Origin of the sequence: Geomonas ferrireducens, from assembly GCF_004917065.1 — a bacterium.
GTDB lineage: Bacteria > Desulfobacterota > Desulfuromonadia > Geobacterales > Geobacteraceae > Geomonas > Geomonas ferrireducens.
In genome coordinates, this window is sequence record NZ_SSYA01000001.1 from 764,232 (window position 1) to 783,640 (window position 19,409).

Below are 19,409 nucleotides of genomic sequence, written 5' to 3' on the forward strand. Positions count from 1 at the left end.
CTCACATCGAGACGGGGCTTTTTTCGTGCCGTTTGCCGGCACCCGAAAGTACGAGAGAGACATGTCCTACGGCATCGTGACAGAACAAATCACCACCTTCGACACCGAACTGCGCCTGGAAAGCGGCCGCATCCTCGGGCCGATCGATATCGCGTACGAAACCTACGGCACCCTCAACGAGGACCGCTCCAACGCCATCCTGGTCACCCACGCCTGGACCGGGAGCGCGCACCTCGCCGGGCGCTACAGCGAGGACGAGAAGCGAGGGGGGTGGTGGGACGACATCGTGGGACCCGGATGCCTGCTCGACACCGACCGCTACTTCGTCATCTGTTCCAACGTGCTTGGATCCTGCTTCGGCTCCACAGGTCCCACCTCGATCAACCCGAAGACCGGCAAGCGCTACAACCTCGCCTTCCCGGTGATCACCGTCCGCGACATGGTGAAGGCGCAGACCCTGCTCATCGACCGGCTCGGGATCAAGAAGCTCTTCTGCGTGTTAGGCGGGAGCATGGGAGGGATGCAGGCGCTCGAGTGGGCGACCCAGTATCCGGACCGGATCGCCTCCGCGGTGGTGCTCGCCACAACGCCGAGGCCGTCGGCACAGGCCATCTCGCTGAACGCCGTGGCACGCTGGGCCATCTTCAACGACCCGACCTGGAAGAAGGGGGAGTACCGCAAGAATCCCAAGGACGGCTTGGCGCTCGCCCGCGGCATCGGTCACATCACCTTCCTCTCCGACGAGTCGATGACCGCCAAGTTCGGGCGCCGCTTCTCGGCCCGCGACGGCCAGTTCGACTTCTTCGGACAGTTCGAGGTGGAGCGTTACCTCAACTACAACGGCTACAACTTCGTGGACCGCTTCGACGCCAACTCCTTCCTCTACCTCGCCAAGGCGCTCGACCTGTACGACGTCGCCGCCGGTTGCGAGTCGATGGAGGAGGCCTTCGCGCCGGTCTCGGCGCCGATGCAGTTCTTCGCCTTCACCTCCGACTGGCTCTACCCTCCCGCGCAGACCGAAGAGATGGTCGACACGCTGAATAAGCTGGGTAAAAAGACGGAGTACCACCTGATCACCTCGGCCTACGGCCACGACGCATTCCTCCTCGAACACCAGACTTTCACGCCGATGGTGCGGCAGTTCCTCCAAGGGATCAAGCCGTAGGAGGCAGCAAAAAGGGCGGAGACCTGCATGGTCATCCGCCCTTTGTCGTTTCTTTTCCTTTGTGACGCTACTGCCAGCCCATGATGGCGGCTACGTCCTCGTTGAGCACCATATCCTCGCCGCTCGGTATCGCGAACACCTTGACACCCGAGTCCTCCGCGCTGATCAGCATCTCCCGCTCGCCCTTGAGCGCTTCCTCGTCCTTTTTCAGGTCGACCTTGATGTCGAAGTGCTCCATCCCGCTCAGCGCCATGCCGCGCACCGGCCAGTCCTCCCAATCCTCACCGTAGGTGAAGACGATGGCATCCGGCTTGCCGGTGACGGCGATGTAGGCCCCCAGGTACTTGCGCAGACGGTAGGTCTCCATATCGAGGGCAAGCTGGCAACGGGCGTCGCCGACCACCGCCTCGTCCACGACGGTCCGGCGGCTCACGCGACGCCCTACGATGCCGGCGAGGCCGCTCTTCTGGTTCAGGAACAGGTCGAGCTCGGTCGCCGAGACCCCCGCCTCGTTCACCATGAACGGGATGATCCCGGCGTCGATGTCGCCGCAGCGGGTCCCCATCATGACACCCTCCAGCGGGGTAAGCCCCATGCTGGTGTCGACGGACGCACCGTTGCGCAGGGCACAAAGCGAGACGCCGTTGCCGGTGTGCACGGTGATCATGTTGCATTCCTCGAGCGGCTTGCCGATCAACTCCGCACCCCTCCGCGCCGCGTGCGAATGGGACTGCCCGTGGAAGCCGTAGCGCCTGATGCCGTGATTTTTGTACCACTCGTAGGGAAGCGGGTAGATGTAGGCCATCTCTGGCATGGTCTGATGGAAGGCGGTATCGAAGATGGCGACCTGGGGGACCCCCGGCAGGAGCGCCTGGGACGCGCGAATACCGGCCAGGTTCGGGTTGTTGTGCAGAGGCGCTAGGGTCGCCACCTCCTTGATGGCATCGACGACGTTTTCGTCGATGAGCACCGATTTGGTGAAGCGTTCGCCGCCGTGCACCACGCGGTGGCCGACTGCGGTAATTTGGGCGACATCGGAGATGACGCCATCTCTGTCGTTGGTAAGCGTGTTCAGGATCAACTGCAGCGCATCCTTGTGATCGGCGCACTCGCCGTCCAGGTGCCTCGGGTCCTGCCCCGGCACCCTGTGCGTCACGAAGGAGTCCCCGACCACGATCCGCTCCACCTTGCCGGTCGCCAGAAGGGCCTGCCTGTTCCAGTCGTAAAGTTGGTACTGTGCCGAGAACCTTCGGCAGTTCAGGGTGAGAATTAGCATGCTGCCAAACTCCGATCCGGGCCTGCTGGATAAATTGAGCGGGACCCGCTGCTTTGTTGCGTATCTCAGGGTGGGTACTGAAACGTCACCTACGATACGTGTGGAGAGTATGATCGGTTGGGGTCATCACAGGGTCTTCACGGACTATCGCACGGCGGAACGTCCATAAGTAGCACTATCTGCGCGAAAGTGCAATTAGTAACGATGTCTTACAAACTTACGCGGCGCTCTTTCCGATGGGAAAATGACACTGGGCGAGTGGTTATTCGCCCTTGCAGGGCAAGGATCAGGTTCTTCCAAAAGCACGGGGAGAAAATGGCTTAAGCCGATGACAGCGGAGCATATTGAGTGAAGCGATGACGTGACTACTGGAGCGTCCGGCGCAGGTTGGCGAGGAGGAACTCCGCCGTCACAGGGCGGTGGTCGGAGGCCTGACGGGTGCCGACCCAGCAACGCTGGGCCTTCAAGCCGGAAGTCGTCATGATGTGGTCGATGCGCATCCATGAAGCGCGGATGGACGGCACCCTGTATTGTAAAACGTTGTGACCATAGGTGTAGCCGTACCCCCTGCCGCTTTGCGTGAAGGCGTCGACAAACCCGGCGCGTCTGATGATCTCGCAGACGAGCGACTGGTCCGGAGAGTTGAAGTCGCCGGCAACGATGCAATCGCCCCGCTCCTGCCCCAGGAACTCGGCGACACGTTCTGCCTGCAGAATCCTCGTCTGAACGTTCCCTTCGAAAAGATCGACAGCCTGGGGTATGTACCAGGCGCCCGAACTTGCCTTGCGGAAGGCGTTCAAGCTCCACCTTGGTGTCTTGAAGTGGACGTTGTAGATAGAGATGTTCCGGGAGCCAACCCTAACGACGCAGCGCAGGAAGGATTCCCCCTTCTCCTCTTGATAGGGGAGCTCATGCAGTTGGACGGCGGAGAGGGGGTACCGGCTCGCGACGACGTACTGCCCGCGGTTCACCACCTGCCACCCCGACAGGTAATCGGTTAGGGGGCCCCTGCCGATGTTTGGTGCATCCTGGAAAAGCATTATGTCAGGGCGACTGCGCCTAAGTTCAGCGATGAGCGGCGTCATGTCGCAGTTGCCGTACTTGATGTTCCAGGTCATCACCCTGAGGACCGGACCGGAAGCCACCGCGCTGCGAGGCTGCCATGACCAGTGCCACCCCATGACAGGCCCCAGCACCCACAGGATGCCAGCAACCGGCAACATGGCCCACAGGCGCGCATAGCGAAAGGTCAACGGGGCGAGCAGAAGGCCGGGAAGTGCCCAGATCAGCTGGGGTAGGTAGAAGTTCAGCGCCGCCATCCAAAAACGGTCCGGGCCGACCCGGTTCAAAAGGGTGAGAGCGGCAATGAGGATGATGTAGGTGGCGTTTATGGCCAGAAGGAGGTGCAGCTTCATCTGGATTCCCCCAAAGCAGCACCGGAGCAATCCTTCGCATCTTTACTGTTTCCATCCAGCCTCGCTTCCGGGGAAGTGCCGTTTTCGGCTTCCGGGCACGTCTTACCGGCGCTTTCGTTCCAGAAAGTGGCCATCTCATGGGGAAGCAGGTGCCAGTACTGCCCCTCGTATTCGGTTTTGATGTGCATCAGCAATTCGCGGTAAAAATCGCTTGGATACTCTTCGAATCCTGGATTGCCGTCGAAGTTCATGTAATCGGGGTGAGTGATCAGCAGCGCCATGCCTCCGTGCTCGGCGATCCAGCGGAGCTTCTCCTTCCAGATGCGAATGTTCTTCTCGCGGAACAGGATGAACATGGTGAAATCCTGCGGCAGGGTGTAGGGGAGCACCACGTATTCCCGCCCGGGAACCTTGGTGTGGTGCACAGGAAAGATCGTTCTCAGGCCATCCGACTGCGGTTCAAAAGGGTCCGTGTCGAAGGCGGAGGCCTCATAGAGGATATCCAGACCGTGAAGCCAGTCGAAGTTGTGGTAGACACATGGGGAACGGAACCCCACGGCTCCCCATTCCTTCAGATATCGGTTGATCTGCACGGCATGTTCCGCAAAGACCTCCGGCGAGTCGTACAACTTACGGTTGTGCTCTAACCCATGCACGCCGACCTCGAAGCCTTCGGCAACCAGCTTGTGGCGCAGGGCAGCGGGAAGGTCGTAGTCGTGGGCAACGAAGTTGAAAGAGGACCGAAAGCCGAGTTCCTGTTCAAGCGCCATGAGATTTTCGCACCGTGTCAGGCCGCGCGCCGTATCGACATCATGGGTCAGCACGACGGAGAAGCGCCTCCCCTCGGGCCACCCGCCGAACCCCGGCGGGGTAGTGCCGGCCTTGGGATCTATCGGCCATATCGACCGGAAGAAGTAGCGCTTGGACTTGGCGACGATCCTGCGCAGGACGATCTGCAGCCGGCGCGACATCAACGGCTTGACTCGGTAGTAGGCGCGCGCAATGGTCTCTTCGCTGATCAGCTTCATGCACCGCTCCTTTGTCTGTCACCCGAGCAGATGGCAAGGCATAAGATAAATCTAATTAGACAAACAGTGACAAAATATATACGAAGCCGCACGCAATGCAAGCGCACGCGGTGCTGACTGAAAGCCCCGAGGCCGAGCTTTTGGTCGAGACAGCCGCGGGAGGATGTGATATCTTTGCGCATTCCGCCACCCCCCCGACCGCTCCATGCGAGATACGTGACCGGGATGCTCCCCGCAGGACCGCGATACGAGAAAGACCATGCCCCTGAACATCTACACCAGCAATCAGATGGAGCGCCTGGTGGACCGCCTGGAAAAGGTGGTCCGCGCGCCGCGTCGCGCCCACTCTTCCCCTTTCGAGAAGGAGCTGATCGTGGTGCAGAGCAAGGGGATGCAGCGCTGGCTTTCCATGGAGCTCGCTGCCCGCATCGGGGTCTGGGCAAACGGCGAATTCCTCTTCCCCAACAAGTTCGTGGAGCAGCTCTTCGCGAAGGTGCTCCCGGGGTGCCCCGAAGAAGCCTCCCTCTTCTCCCCGGAAGTGATGACGTGGCGGGTGCTGGGACTTTTGCAGCAATCGGCGGGAAAGCCGGGATTCGAGGAGATCGCGGGGTATCTTGCCGACGACCGCGACGGGCTTAAGCGCATGCAGCTTGCCCGGCGCATCGCCGACACCTTCGACCGCTACACCATCTACCGCCCTGAATTCCTGCCGGCATGGGAAAAAGGGAAGGAAGAACACTGGCAGGCGCAGCTTTGGCGCGCGCTCACCGACGGCGTTGAAGAGAAGCACCGCGCCCGCCTGCTGGAAGAATTCAGAAAAGCGCTCGATGCCGGAAGCGTCCCCGAAGAGCGCCGCATCTCCGTAATCGGCATACCGTCGCTCCCCCCCTTCCACCTCGAGATCCTGGCCCGCGTCGCCCGTCACACCGAGGTGAACCTGTTCCTTTTGAACCCCTGTCGACAGTACTGGGGGGAGATCGTGTCGGAGCGGGAACTGGCCCGGCTGGAGAAAGAGGGGGACGGAGAGGAGCAGTGGTACGAGACCGGGAACCCACTCCTCGCCTCCTGGGGGAAGCTCGGGCGGGACTTCTTCGAAGCAATCATCGACGGCTGCGGTGAACACGAGCGGGAAGACAGCTTCCCTCCCCTGCCGCAGGGCTCGCTTTTGCACGAGGTGCAGGCGGACATCGTCGAGCTGCGCGGAGCCGACGCCGGGGTACGCCAGGTGGCGCCGGACGACCGCTCCATCGAGGTGCACTCCTGCCACTCGCCGATGCGCGAGGTGGAGGTCCTCCATGACACGCTGCTCGCCATGTTCGACGCCGACCCGTCCCTCTCCCCACGCGACGTGCTGGTGATGACGCCGGACATCGAGGCGTACGCCCCGTACATCTCCGCGGCATTCGGCAATCCCGAGCCCGGTGCGGAGCGCATCCCCTATTCCATCGCGGACCGAAGCCTCAAGAACGAGGGGGAGGCGGCGCAGGCGCTGCTCTCCATCCTCGCCCTGAGCGGTGGGCGCTACGGCGTCGCGACCGTGATCGACATCCTCGAATCCCCGCCGGTTGCGCGGCGCTTCAACCTCTCGGCAGACGAGCTGGAGACGGTGCGCGACTGGCTGAGGGAAGCGAACATCAGGTGGGGTATCGACGCGGCGCAGCGGGCGGAACAGGGAGTCCCCCCCTTCCACGAGAACTCGTGGGCCGCGGGTCTCGACCGACTGCTCCTAGGCTACGCCATGAGCGGCGACGGCCGCTCATTCTACAACGAGATCCTACCCTTCGACAACATGGAGGGGGGCGCGGCGCTGGTGCTCGGGCGCTTCATGAACTTCTGCGACAGGCTGTTCGCCGAAACGAGGGGACTCGCCCGACTGCGGACCCCGGCACAGTGGGTCCCGGTACTGCGCCAGATCCTGGACGACTTCATCCTGCCGGACCGTGACGGGGAGCGCGAACTCCTTTCGCTGATCGAAATCGTGAAGAAGCTAGGCACGTGCGGCAGCGAAGCCGGTTTCGAGGAAGAGGTCGGCATCGAGGTGGTGCGCTACTGGCTTGGAGAGCAGTTAGGGAGCTCCGAGCGCGGCCTCGGCTTTCTCACCGGCGGCGTTACCTTCTGCGCCATGCTCCCAATGCGCAGCATCCCCTTCCCGGTGGTGGCCCTGATCGGAATGGACGAGGGGCAGTTCCCGCGCCGCAACCCTGCCCAGGGCTTTGACCTGATGACCAGGGAGCGCCGACCGGGCGACCGCTCGCCGCGCGACGAGGATCGCTACCTGTTCCTCGAGGCGCTCCTCTCCGCCCGCAAGCGGCTGCATATAAGCTACGTCGGGCAGAGCATCAAGGACAACGCCGAGCTTCCCCCTTGCGTGCTGGTGAGCGAACTCCTCGATTACCTCGGGCGTTGCTTCGTGACCGCCGATGGGGAGAAGGCGGGACAGGTGCGGCACCACCCGCTGCAGCCCTTCAGCCCGAAGTACTTCAGCGGCGCCGACGGTTTCTTCAGCTATTCGCAGCAAAACTGCGCCGGGGCCGTCGCCAAGCTCTCCCCTCCCGCTCCCGCCGCCCCCTTCCTGGCAAGTCCGCTGGAGCCATGGGAGGAGGAAGGGACCGTCACAGTCAAGGCGCTGACCGACTTTTTGTGCAACCCGGCAAAGGAGCTGTTGCGGCGCAGGCTCGGCATCCGCATCGAGGAAAAGGACGATCCGCTGGAAGAGACGGAACCGTTCGCGCTCGGCTCTTTGGAAAAGTACCAGCTGGAACAGGAGATCGTCGCGGCCGTGCTGCGCGGCGATGAACTCGAGGTCCCCTTCGCGGTGGCGTGCGCGCGCGGCGACCTTCCCCCCGGGGTGTGCGGTGCGGCGCTGTACCAGAAGCTCGGCGAACCGGCGGCGGAGTTCGCAGAAAAGGTGCGCGAGGCTTGCGCAGGCGAGCCCCTCACCCCGCTGGACATAGATCTGAGCCTCCCCGCCGGTCGCATCGTGGGGCGCATCGAGGAGCTGCGCGGCGACGCCATGGTGCGCTACCGCTACACCGACCTGAAGGCGAAGGACCGACTCCGGCTGTGGGTCGAGCACCTGGTGCTTAACTGCGTCGAGGCCGAAGGGTATCCCCTCGAGAGCACCTTCGTCGCCGCCAACGGCACCGTCCGCACCCCGGCCATTGAGGGTTGCGAGGCTGAGTTGAACCGGCTTCTCGAGCTCTACCGAACCGGCATGCGGGCGCCGCTCAAGTTCTTCCCGGAGACCTCGCTCGAGTACGTCAAGAAGAGCCGCGATCCGAAGCAGGCGGGAAAGGCGCTTTCCGCCGCCGCGGGAGTCTGGCGCGGTAGCGACTACAAGAAGGGGGAAGGAAAGGACCCGTACTGCCGCCGGTGCTTTGGCGAAGTCGCGCCGCTGGACGACGAGTTCCAGGCCCTCGCCCTCGCGGTTTGGGAGCCGATCCTGGAGCACCAGGCGATGAAGAGCGTGAAGAAAAAATGAAACGTTTCGACCTCCTACATACCCCGCTTGCCGGGCGCAACTTGATCGAGGCGAGTGCCGGCACCGGCAAGACCTTCACCATCGCCGGGGTCTACCTGCGCCTGGTCATCGAGAAAGAGCTCGACGTGTCGCGCATCCTTGTAGTGACATTCACCGAGGCCGCGACGAAGGAGCTGAAGGAACGCATCAGGAAGAAGTTAAAGGACGCGGAAGAAGGCTTCCAGACCGGGGCGAGCGACGACTTCCTCATCGCCGGGATCATGGAACGTACCGCGGATCACGCGCGGGTAAGAAGGCTTCTGGCGAGTGCGGTGCGCAGCTTCGACGAGGCCGCCATCTTCACCATTCACGGTTTCTGCCAGAGGATGCTGCAGGACAACCCCTTCGAGAGCGGGTCGCTTTGCGACACCGAACTCGTCACCGACCAGGGAAAGATCTTAAGCGAGATCGCCCAAGACTACTGGCGCATCAACTGTTACGGCGCCCCGGTGGCGCGGATCGCCGCCGCCGACCAGGCGAAGGTGACCCCGGAGTCGCTGCTGAAACTCGTGAAGCGGGTCAGCGGCGACCCGTACGCCGCCGTAGTCCCCGCCGCACCGGCCGCCACCGAGGAGATCCCGGAGTGGCTCCTCGCGCTCAAGCGCAACTTCTTCGACTACCTGCGTGCCGAACTCCCGAAGCGAAAGCGGCTGAAAAACGTCCGTTCCTTCGACGACCTCTTAGCCGACCTGCATGCCGCGCTGATCCGCACCGGCTCCACGCTCCCGAAGCTGATACGTGAGCGCTACCAGGCCGCACTGATCGACGAATTCCAGGACACCGACCCGGTCCAGTTCGCCATCTTTGACGCCGTCTATCCCGCGGACTGCGAGCTCCCCTTCTTCCTGATCGGCGACCCGAAACAGGCCATCTACAGCTTCCGCGGCGCCGACATCTTCGCCTACATGGGGGCGGCGGAGGCGACGGAAAAGCGGCACACCCTGCTGCAGAACTTCCGCTCCGAGGCGACGCTCATCGAAGCGGTGAACGCGGTCTTCGACTCTCGCGAGCTCCCTTTTCTGCACGAAAAAATCGGCTTCAACAAGGTCGAGGCGGCGCCCAAGGAAAAAAGCGTCCTGAAGGTGAACGGCGAGCGCAAGGCCCCGCTCAAATTCTGGTTCGCCCCCCGCACCGAGCCGGGCAAACCAATCAACAAGGGAGACGCATGGGAGCTCCTCCCGGAGACGGTGGCCTCCGAGATCGCACGACTCCTGCGTGACGCAAACGCTGGGAAGCTCGCCGTCGACGAGCTGAAAAAGGATGGCGAAGAGGAGCACTGGGAGCGGCGGCCGGTCCGGCCGCGTGACATAGCCGTCCTGGTGCGTGCGAACCATCAAGCGAAACTGATGCAGCAGGCGCTCACCCGCAGGGGCATCCCGAGCGTTCTTTGCAACGCTGGAAACCTCTTCGAATCCGAGGAGGCGACCGAACTGCTGAGGCTTTTGAGCGCCGTGGCGCAGCCGGGACACGAGGCGCTTCTGCGCGGCGCGCTGGCGACCGACTTGGTCGGAGTCACCGGCACCGAGCTCGCAGAGCTCATCGATGACGAGGACAAGTGGGAGGAGATCCTGGAAGAGTTCCGGGACTACCACGACACCTGGAACGCCGGGAGCTGCATGGCGATGGCGCTGCAGTTCATGGAGCGGCGCAAGGTGCGCGAGCGGCTGCTCGCCGGGCCGATGGGGGAACGGCGCCTCACCAACGTGCTGCACGCGGTCGAGACCATCCACCAGGCCCAGGTGAAGGAGCGCCTCGGAATGGAAGGGGTCGTAACCTGGCTCTCCGGCCGCATCACCGAAGATCCCAAGAAGGAAGAGTACGAGGTACGCCTGGAGACTGACGAGGAAGCGGTACAACTCGTCACCATCCACAAGAGCAAGGGGCTCGAGTACCCGATCGTCTTTCTCCCGTTCTCATGGGCCGAGCCGGGCAGCAAGGACGAGGGTGCCCTCTTTCACGACGGCAACGGCCGTGTCGTCCTCGACATCGGTTCGCCGGAGATGGAACAAAGCCGGGCGAAGGCGGCACAGGAAGCGCTCGCCGAGAGCCTGCGCCTGCTCTACGTCGCCCTAACCCGAGGCAAGCACCGCACCTACGTCATCTGGGGCGCCTTCAAGGACGCCGGCGACAGTTCCCTGCATTACCTGCTGCATCCGGGGCATAGCGCGGTCAAAGGGCAGGTGGCGATCAGCGACGACGACATCCTCGAGCGTCTGGGAGAGCTCGCAACCTCGTCCCCCGGAAACATCGAGGTGCTGACCATGCCGCCAGCCGACCTGCAGGGATACCGGGCGAGCGAGGAGAAGGCGCCCGAACTGGCACCGCTGGTGTTCACCGGCGCCATCTCCCGCGACTGGCGCGTGGCGAGCTTCACCTCCCTTTCCAGCAGCCGGCACCACGCGTCCCACACCGCCGAGCTGCCCGACCACGACGAGGAAAGCTTGGGCGAGGAAAACCCGGCGCGCGACGTGGAGCCTACCGGCATCTTCGCCTTCCCCAAGGGGGCGAAAGCGGGCATCTTCCTGCACAAGATCTTCGAGGAGCTCGACTTCACGCGGAGCGCCGAGCGGCTCGCGCCGCTGGTCGAGGACGAGCTGGACAAGCACGGTTTCTCCACCGACTGGAAACAGGCCGTGTGCGACATGGTGGAGAACGTCCTTACGGCCCCGCTTGGAGAACAGGGAATCCCCCTGGCAGAGGTAGGGCCGGAGCGGCGCCTCACCGAGCTTGAGTTCTTCTTCCCACTCGCGGCACTTACCTCGGAGCGGCTTAAAGAAGCGGCGGAGCGATTCATGGCCGCACGGGGGGCGGAGGCCGTCTTCCCGGTGGATATGGCCGAGCTTTTCTCCCGGCTCTCCTTCGCGCCGGTCCGGGGGATGCTGCTCGGTTTCATCGACCTCATCTTCGAGCATGGCGGGCGCTACTACATCGTGGACTGGAAGTCGAACCACCTGGGCAACGCTCCTTCGGACTACGGCCCGGCTGCGCTCAGGCGCGAGATGGAGGAGAACTTCTATCCGCTGCAGTACCTCCTCTACACCGTGGCGCTCGACAACTACCTGCGGCTGCGCGTCCAGGATTACGACTACGACCGCCATTTCGGTGGGATCTTCTACCTCTTCCTGCGCGGTGTCGACGGTACAGGACACGGCGTCTTCGCCGACCGACCGCCGAAGGAGTTCATTACCGAACTCGCCGCCGTGCTGTTGCCGGAGACGGTGCAGCACGAGGAAGCGCAGCCCTCACCCCAGCCCTCTCCCGGTGGGCGAGGGAGAGTGGACAAAAAGAGCAAGAAAGCGGCGGATCAGCAGTTGAGCTTGGATTTGTTCTAAGAGAACAAAGACCGGAAAGCCGGAAGGATCTGTACATAGTTCCCTCTCCCGCCGGGAGAGGGTGCCCAAAGGGCGGGTGAGGGCGTTGCCACGAAGTGAGTAATTGGCGCTTCCGGCGCCCTCACCCTAGCCCTCTCCCGGTGGGCGAGGGGACGTTTTGCTTTACCCCTGAAGTCGATTTTCCTCCATGACCTCTGTGGACCTCGGTGTCCTCTGTGTTGATGCTTTTTTGATTTACAGGTGCCCCATGACTCCTGAAGGAGCGCAATTAAACGACATAGACCGGCAGTTCGCCGCCTTCATCTGTAGGCAGGCGGGAAGCCGTGATCCCCACCTGGAAGCGGCGGCGGCCCTTTTGAGCCGCGGCGTGACGGCCGGGGACGTCTGCCTGGATCTCGCCGGCGCGCTCGATGAAGGGCGTGCCGCCGGGTACCGGCTCGAGTCGGTTGCGACTTGGCGCGAGCGCCTTGCCGCCGCGCCGGTGGTCGGGGATCCCGGCGAATTCAAGCCGCTCATCCTGGACCAAGCGGACCGGCTCTACCTGCAGCGCTACTGGCGCTACGAGAACGAACTCGCGGAGGCGATCCTCAAGCGCGGCGAGCCCGCCCAGTTCGACCGCGAGCGTCTCAAGCAGGGCCTTGCCCGCCTCTTCCCCGCAACGCCGGGAGGAACGGACTGGCAACGGGTCGCCGCCCTTGCAGCCGTAACCAGGCGCTTCTGCGTCATCTCCGGCGGACCGGGCACCGGTAAGACCTCCACCGTGGTTAAGGTGCTGGCACTCCTTTTGGAGCAGGCGGAAGCCATGGGCACCGGGAGCGCCCTACGCATCGCCCTCGCCGCCCCCACCGGTAAGGCAGCCGCGCGACTGAAGGAATCCATCGCCGCCGGTCTGGACAAGGCGGGACAGGAGGTGCGCGGCCTCATCCCGGAGGACGTCTTCACCCTGCACCGGCTCCTCGGATACCTGAAGGGATCGAGCGGCTTCCGCCACAACAGTGAGAATCCGCTACCCTACGACGTCGTCATCGTGGACGAGGCGTCCATGGTTTCCCTGCCGCTCATGGCGAAGCTCCTCTGCGCCCTGCGCCGGGACACCCGCCTGATCCTGCTGGGCGACCGGGACCAGCTCGCCTCCGTCGAGGCCGGTGCGGTGCTGGGCGACATGTGCGACACCGGCGCCGTGCACGGCTTCTCCCCCGACTTCGCAGCGCTCGCCGCCGAAGTTGCGGGCGATGCCGTCTCCGTCCAGCCGGGGCTGGGACCGCTGGGCGATGCCGTGGTGCTGCTTAAGAAAAGCTACCGTTTCTCGTCCACCGGCGGTATCGGCAAGATCGGCGCGCTGGTGAACGCAGGAGACGCCGCCGCGGCCCTTGCCGCCTGCCTCGATCCGGCCCTCCCCGAGGTCTCGCTGGCATCACTTCCCCCCGCCGGTGGCTTGGCCGACGCCCTCGCCAAGCGCATCACCGACGGGTATGCGGAATACCTGCACGAGCAGAGCCCCGAAGAGGCGTTCGCCAAGTTCAGCCGGTTCCGCATCCTGTGCGCCATGCGCAGCGGGCCGTACGGAGTCGAGTCCGTCAACCAGCTCGTACGGCAGCGCCTGGCGCAAGCCGGGCTCATCCATCCGCACGGGCGCTGGTACGCGGGGCAGCCCGTCATGATCAGCAAAAACGACTACAACCTCGGACTCTTCAACGGCGACGTGGGACTCATCCTTCCCGATGCCGAGTCCGGCGGCGAGCTGCGCGCCTTCTTCCCCTCCGGCTCCGGGGGGATGCGCAAGGTGCTGCCGCTCAGGCTCCCCGAGTACGAGTGCGCCTTCGCCATGACCGTGCACAAGAGCCAGGGCTCCGAGTTCGACCGCGTCCTGCTCGTCCTCCCCGACCGCGACACGCCGGTCTTGACGCGGGAACTGCTGTACACCGCGATCACCAGGGCGAAGAGCTCCGCCGAGATTCTATCCACAGAAGAACTGTTCCTCTCCACAGTTGAGCGTCGCGTTGTCCGACGGTCAGGCCTGCGCGAACGCCTTTGGGGGCCAATCATCTGACCTCCGCATGCCTTCACAAGCCCTCCCTCGCCCTACGGGAGACCCACTTCATCCACTACCAAGGAGCAACCATGCACTGCACCGTTAATGATATAAACATCGCCTATGATGAAGCAGGCCAAGGCCCTGCCGTCCTGCTCATCCACGGCTTTCCTCTCAACCGCCAGATGTGGCAGCCGCAACTGAAGCCGATTGCCGACGCCGGTTACCGTGTCATCGCCCCGGACCTGCGCGGCTTCGGCGCAAGCGACGCACCCGCCGGGCCTTACAGCATGGAACTTCTCGCCGAAGATATGATCGCCCTCATGGATGCTTTGAAGATCGACAAAGCGGTCATCGGCGGCATGTCCATGGGGGGCTACGTCCTCATGAACCTCCTGGAGCGCTACCCGGAAAGGGTCCGTGCCGCCTGCTTCATCGCGACCCGCAGCAACGCGGACGACGAAGCGGGACGCGAGCGGAGAAAGGCCATGGCCGCGGAGGCTGAGAGGCTCGGCGCCAACCCGATCATCAAGATATTCGCTGAACTGCTGTTCGCGGCGGAGACCTCGCAGGAAAGCCCGGCGCTGATCGCCCGCGTCACCGCGTGGATGCGCGAAACCCGTCCGCAGGGGCTCGCCGGCGGTCTGCTCGGCATGCGCAACCGCAAGGACTACACAGCCCTCCTCCCCACGTTCAAGCACCCCTCATTGGTGATCGCAGGCGCGGAAGATCGTGCCGCCCCCGCAGAAACCGCCGAGACGCTGATCCATGGACTTGCCGGCTGCCGGAGCAAAGTAATCGAAAAGGCAGGGCACATGGTGAACATGGAACAGCCTGAAATCTTCAACGAGACCATGATCTCTTTCCTTAAATCGCTACCGGAGTAGCCATGGGAACCGACCTGCTGCAACTCATCCTGCTGCTTCTACTCGCCGCCACCTTCACCGTGGCCATCCTCTGTTACCTGCACCTGAAACGGCTCACCTCGTCCGAGGCGCGCTTCGATCAGTTGGAGAAGGGACTCGAGCGACTGGAGCGGACCCTTCAGGACGAGCTACGCCGAAACCGGGAGGAGCTGGGCGGCAGCTTGCGACAGTTCGGTGAGGCGGTGCAGAAACGGATGGTCGACATCGCGTCGCTGCAAAAGGGGCAAATGGAAGGATTTACGCAGCAGTTGGGCGCCCTCACCGCAAGCAACGAACAGCGACTGGACAAGCTGCGCGAGACTGTCGAGCTCAGGCTCAAATGGCTGCAGGAGGACAACTCGAAGAAACTGGAGCAGATGCGCGCCACGGTGGACGAGAAGCTGCATGAGACCCTGGAGAAGCGACTTGGTGAATCATTCAAGCAGGTGAGCGGGCAGTTGGAACAGGTGCACAAGGGACTGGGCGAGATGCAATCGCTGGCATCCGGCGTCGGCGATCTGAAAAAGGTCCTCTCCAACATCAAAACGCGCGGAACGCTGGGCGAGGTGCAACTGCACAACCTGCTCGAACAGATCCTCACCCCGGACCAGTACAGCTCCAACGTCGCCACCAAGCCCGGCAGCGACGCCCGCGTCGAGTTCGCGGTCCGGCTTCCCGGCAAGGACGACAAACCGCTCTGGCTCCCCATCGATGCGAAGTTCCCGCAGGAGGACTTCCTGCGTCTGGTTGAGGCGCAAGAACAGGGAAACCTGGCCGCGGTAGCCGAGGCAACGAAGCAGTTCGACAGGACAGTCCAGGGGATGGCGAAGCTGATCTGCGACAAGTACCTGGCGCCGCCGGAGACCACCGATTTTGCAGTCATGTTCCTAGCCAACGAGGCAAGCTACGCGCAGGTGTTGAGCCGCCCCGGGCTTTTCGACGCCATCCTGCGTGAGCACAAGGTGATCGTCGCCGGCCCCACCACCATCGCCGCCCTCCTCTCGTCGCTGAGCCTCGGATTCAGAACGCTGGCAATCGAGAAGCGCAGCAGCGACGTCTGGCGCCTTCTGGGCGCGATCAAGACCGAGTTCATGACCTTCGGGACTCTATTGGACAAGACCAGGAAAAAGCTGGACGAGGCATCCTCAAGCATCGACACCGCGGCCACAAGGACCAGGCGCATCCAGAGGAAGATGCAGGGGATAGAGGAGCTGCCTGAGCATGAGGCGAAGGCGATTTTGGGCGTAGACTTCGGCAGCGGCGCGGAGGCCGAGGTAAGCGAGGCGGTGCTGATCGAGGAGCCGTAAAGGGCTTAAGTCCCCCCTTTGCGAAGGGGGATTTAGGGGGATTTCTTGCATACCTTGGCAGAGGCAAATCCCCCCTGTCCCCCCTTCGCAAAGGGGGGAACGTTTGGGCTCATGCAGAGCTTCGTGGGAGCTGTCTCCATGTTCCAGCGAATTTCCCGAACCATCGTGCTCGATGGTCTCACTTTCCCTGACCTTTGTTGTCTTGGGACGAACCAAAGAAAAAGCCCGTCGGCAGGTGGTCCATGGAACCAGTGCCGGCGGGCTTGTTTATTGTACGGCCGCTTTAGCCGTTATTTGATCTGCCCGCGGATTTCGCCGTCCGGGTACTTGTCGGTGTGGACGTTCACGTAGGTATCGCCCGAACGAAGCAGTTTTACCAGCTCGTCGAATTTACCTTTGTAGTCGCCCATCAGGTCGTTGCCGCTGACCTTACCTTCCGAGAGGACACCGCTGAATTTCCCTTTCTTGCCACCGCTGAAGAGCCCGACAATCGGAGGACCATTCTCCCCTTTTTTGCCGACATGGATGTGTGCCGCACTGGCGTCGACCACGTCCTTAACGTGGAGCTTGTAAGTCAGCTCCTTGCCGTCTTTGCTGAGTTTGAATTCGGCCTTCCCGGAAGATTTGGCGTCAGGTTTTGCCACTTCCTCCTTCGGGGTCAGTTTTGCCTTGAAGCTGTGCTCAGCGGCATATCCGGTTGAGACAGCAAAGAACGCAGCCAGCACCACCAGCATCAGCAGCCTTATCCTTTTCATTTCCTGCCTCCTCTAAAGCCTTGTTGTTACCACTACCGGCGATTATACCCTTTGCATTCAAAAAACACTATACATCTCACTCCTCAGACTTTTCCCTTTGTTAACGCAGGGCAGCAAGCCCTTTACGGTCTACGATGTCCAGCAGTCGCAACGCAGGGCCACTCGGCTTCTTCACCCCTTGTTCCCATTGTTGTACAGTGCTTTTACCTATACCTAGAAGTGACGCAAAAACAGCCTGACTGGCATGACAGGCCATCCTGATCTGTTTGATCTCTTCCGGCCGGTATGGTTTCTTACGTGGGAGGCACAACGCCTGTATCTGTCGGAAGGTGAGGTCATCCATCATGCCGGCTTCGAACAATTCACGCGCCATTTCATCAGCTATGTCCAAAATTTCACTCATCTTGTTTCACCTCAACTTGAGCCGCCACTATATCACCTAGTGATACAGCTGTCGACATCAATGGAGTCGGTCATTTTTACGCGAACTCCGCGATGGGCTGTCCCGGCTGTACAGCTTCGCCCACGGAAACGAGGATCTTATCCACGGTACCGGACATGTGCGCCGTGATGTTCGTCTCCATCTTCATCGCCTCCAGGACGACGAGCAGATCGTTCACCTCCAGGTGCTGGCCGACCTGCGCAACGACCTTGAAAACAACGCCGGCAATCGGGCTCCAGCAGATCTTGTCCGATGCCGCCGTGCCGCCTGGGGGAGCGCCGGTAACCGGGGCGGGGGCGGCCATCGGCATTGCGCCCGAAGGGGGCGTCACCGCCTGCACCGTCGTAGTAGGGAACGATTCGGCCAGCCGAACCTCTTCGCCCTCTTCGACTTCCACGTCAACCCGATACTTCTTTCCGTCGATCGTCATGGTCAGTTGCACGGTGGTCTCCTTTTACTACCCTCTTCTGAGGTTCAAGTTATGCGACGCCTGCAGCACGACGCGGCTCGACTGCCCCCAGGCGTTCGCCTGCATGGGATCGACGAACCTCGCCCTGCGGATGCGTACGTTCTTCCCCAGATAGGCTGCGATGGATGCCGCCATCACCATCAACAATTCCGGGGTTACCTCCTCATGTTTCCCTGCATGTTCTTCCACGGTAAGCCTCCTCAAAGTGGGATCAGGCCGTGCTTCTTCATGGGGCGGAACTCCCGCTTGGTGTGCAGGATGTCGAGCGTCATGGCGAGATGACGTCTCGTCTCCGCCGGCTCGATGATGTCGTCGACGTCACGCCGCGCAGCCGCCGCGTAGGGGGTCGCAAAGGTGCTCTGGTACGACTCGATCAGTTCCCGGCGCTTCTGCTGCGGATCTTCGGACTGCGCGATCTCGTTGCGGAATATCACGTTCACCGCCCCCTGCGGCCCCATCACCGCGATCTCCGCGGTCGGCCACGCGAAGACCCGGTCCGTCTCCAGTTCCTTGCCGCACATGGCCAGGAAAGCGCCGCCGTAGGCCTTGCGCATGATCACGGTGATCTTCGGGACGGTGGCCGCCGAGTAGGCGAAGAGCATCTTGGCGCCGTGCCTGATGATCCCCCCTTGCTCCTGTTGCACGCCGGGGAGGAATCCCGGCACGTCCACCAGCGTGATGAGCGGGATGTTGAAGGCGTTGCAGAAACGAACGAAGCGCGCCCCCTTGTCCGAGGCGTTGATGTCCAGTGCGCCGGCGAGCACGCTCGGCTGGTTCGCCACCACACCGACGCTCCGCCCGAGGATGCGGGCGAAACCGACCACAATATTGGCTGCGAAAAGCGGCTGCACCTCGAGGAAGTCGCCGCCATCCACAAGGCGCGTGATCACTTGGCGCACGTCGTAACTCTTCTTCGGATCGGCCGGGACGATTGTGTTCAGCGTCTTGTCCGGCACCACGATGTCGTCCGCCTCGAGTTGGGGCGGATCCTCGAGGTTGTTGGAAGGAAGGAAGGAGAGGAGCCTCTTGCAGATGCGCAGCGCCACCAGATCGTTTTCCGCGACGAAGTGCGCGACCCCGGCGTAGTTCATCTGGGAAAGCGGGCCGCCAAGGGCCTCGGCGGTGATCTCCTCACCGGTCGCTTCCTTGATGACCGATGGCCCCGTGATGAACATCCTCGCGTTCGCCGTCTGGATGATGAAATCTGTGAGGGCCGGGCTGTACGCGGCGCCGCCTGCACACGGACCGCAGATGAGCGAGATCTGCGGCACCACCCCGGAGAGCATGACGTTGTGATAGAAGATCTTGCCGTAGCCAGCCAGCGAGTCGATCCCCTCCTGAATCCTTGCGCCGCCGGAGTCGTTCATGAACACGAAGGGGGTGCCGGTCTTCAGCGCGGCGAGCATCGCTTGGACGATCTTGTCGCTGTGCACCTCACCCGCGGAACCGCCGGCGACGGTGAAATCCTGACTCGCAAGGTGCACCAACCGCCCCCCGACGCTACCCGCTCCGGTGACCACCCCTTCCGCAGCGAATTCCTTTCCGGCCATTCCGAAATTCGTGCAGCGATGCCGGGCGAAGAGTCCGATCTCCTGAAAGCTGTCCTTGTCGACCAAGCTCTCGATGCGCTCCCGGGCGGTGAGGCTTTGCCGTTCGTGCTGCTCGTCGATCTTCGTCCGTCCACCGCCGAGCTTCAGCCGCTCTTTCCTCTCGTTCAGCTCCTTGACCTTCTCGTCTATAGACATGAGCCCTCCTCGGCGCGC

14 protein-coding genes are annotated in these 19,409 nt (G+C 62.7%); 6 read left to right on the plus strand and 8 right to left on the minus strand.

Annotation, left to right across the window (positions count from 1 at the left end):
• Positions 1-61 precede the first annotated feature (61 nt).
• Positions 62-1,165 (plus strand): homoserine O-acetyltransferase MetX, encoded by a 1,104-nt coding sequence (gene metX, locus E8L22_RS03425; RefSeq protein WP_136523848.1) that lies wholly within the window; start codon positions 62-64, stop codon positions 1,163-1,165.
• A gap of 67 nt (positions 1,166-1,232) precedes the next feature.
• Here metX and E8L22_RS03430 read toward each other — a convergent pair whose 3' ends face one another.
• The 3 genes from E8L22_RS03430 to E8L22_RS03440 all read right to left on the minus strand — a co-directional run bounded on the left by E8L22_RS03430 (position 1,233) and on the right by E8L22_RS03440 (position 4,884).
• Entirely contained in the window at positions 1,233-2,441 is a 1,209-nt protein-coding gene (locus tag E8L22_RS03430; protein WP_136523849.1) for an acetate kinase, read from the minus strand.
• A 365-nt stretch (positions 2,442-2,806) separates the two neighbouring features.
• A complete protein-coding gene (locus tag E8L22_RS03435) occupies positions 2,807-3,856 on the minus strand; it encodes an endonuclease/exonuclease/phosphatase family protein (RefSeq protein WP_246044535.1) in 1,050 nt (349 codons plus the stop codon).
• Entirely contained in the window at positions 3,853-4,884 is a 1,032-nt protein-coding gene (locus E8L22_RS03440) for a polysaccharide deacetylase family protein (protein ID WP_246044536.1), read from the minus strand. Before E8L22_RS03440 ends, E8L22_RS03435 begins: the two co-directional genes overlap by 4 nt.
• Before the next feature lie 259 nt (positions 4,885-5,143).
• On the opposite strand from E8L22_RS03440, the gene recC reads away from it, so the two are divergent.
• From recC to rmuC, 5 genes are all read left to right on the plus strand, one after another.
• The gene (recC, locus tag E8L22_RS03445; RefSeq protein WP_136523850.1) at positions 5,144-8,365 is read left to right on the plus strand and encodes an exodeoxyribonuclease V subunit gamma; all 3,222 of its coding nucleotides are present in this window, start codon (positions 5,144-5,146) and stop codon (positions 8,363-8,365) included.
• Positions 8,362-11,736 carry an exodeoxyribonuclease V subunit beta gene (gene recB / locus E8L22_RS03450; protein ID WP_136523851.1) on the plus strand — a complete coding sequence of 1,125 codons (3,375 nt, stop codon included), beginning with the start codon at positions 8,362-8,364 and terminating at the stop codon, positions 11,734-11,736. Before recC ends, recB begins: the two co-directional genes overlap by 4 nt.
• A gap of 247 nt (positions 11,737-11,983) precedes the next feature.
• Positions 11,984-13,786: an exodeoxyribonuclease V subunit alpha gene (recD, locus tag E8L22_RS03455; RefSeq protein ID WP_136523852.1), complete on the plus strand. Its 1,803-nt coding sequence runs from the start codon at positions 11,984-11,986 to the stop codon at positions 13,784-13,786.
• Between the two features lie 71 nt (positions 13,787-13,857).
• Positions 13,858-14,655, plus strand: a complete 798-nt coding sequence (locus E8L22_RS03460) for an alpha/beta fold hydrolase (RefSeq protein WP_136523853.1) — start codon at positions 13,858-13,860, stop codon at positions 14,653-14,655.
• Positions 14,656-14,657: 2 nt separating this feature from the next.
• Positions 14,658-15,980 (plus strand): DNA recombination protein RmuC, encoded by a 1,323-nt coding sequence (gene rmuC, locus E8L22_RS03465; protein ID WP_136523854.1) that lies wholly within the window; start codon positions 14,658-14,660, stop codon positions 15,978-15,980.
• A gap of 290 nt (positions 15,981-16,270) precedes the next feature.
• On the opposite strand, the gene E8L22_RS03470 is transcribed toward rmuC, so the two are convergent.
• The 5 genes from E8L22_RS03470 to E8L22_RS03490 all read right to left on the minus strand — a co-directional run bounded on the left by E8L22_RS03470 (position 16,271) and on the right by E8L22_RS03490 (position 19,391).
• Positions 16,271-16,735, minus strand: a complete 465-nt coding sequence (locus tag E8L22_RS03470) for a CHRD domain-containing protein (RefSeq protein WP_135868638.1) — start codon at positions 16,733-16,735, stop codon at positions 16,271-16,273.
• Positions 16,736-16,835: 100 nt separating this feature from the next.
• Positions 16,836-17,138 carry a helix-turn-helix domain-containing protein gene (locus tag E8L22_RS03475; protein ID WP_136523855.1) on the minus strand — a complete coding sequence of 101 codons (303 nt, stop codon included), beginning with the start codon at positions 17,136-17,138 and terminating at the stop codon, positions 16,836-16,838.
• A gap of 76 nt (positions 17,139-17,214) precedes the next feature.
• Positions 17,215-17,619: a biotin/lipoyl-containing protein gene (locus E8L22_RS03480; protein ID WP_136523856.1), complete on the minus strand. Its 405-nt coding sequence runs from the start codon at positions 17,617-17,619 to the stop codon at positions 17,215-17,217.
• 15 nt (positions 17,620-17,634) lie between these two features.
• Positions 17,635-17,835, minus strand: a complete 201-nt coding sequence (locus E8L22_RS03485) for a hypothetical protein (protein ID WP_136523857.1) — start codon at positions 17,833-17,835, stop codon at positions 17,635-17,637.
• A gap of 11 nt (positions 17,836-17,846) precedes the next feature.
• Positions 17,847-19,391 (minus strand): acyl-CoA carboxylase subunit beta, encoded by a 1,545-nt coding sequence (locus E8L22_RS03490; RefSeq protein WP_136523858.1) that lies wholly within the window; start codon positions 19,389-19,391, stop codon positions 17,847-17,849.
• Positions 19,392-19,409: the final 18 nt, after the last annotated feature.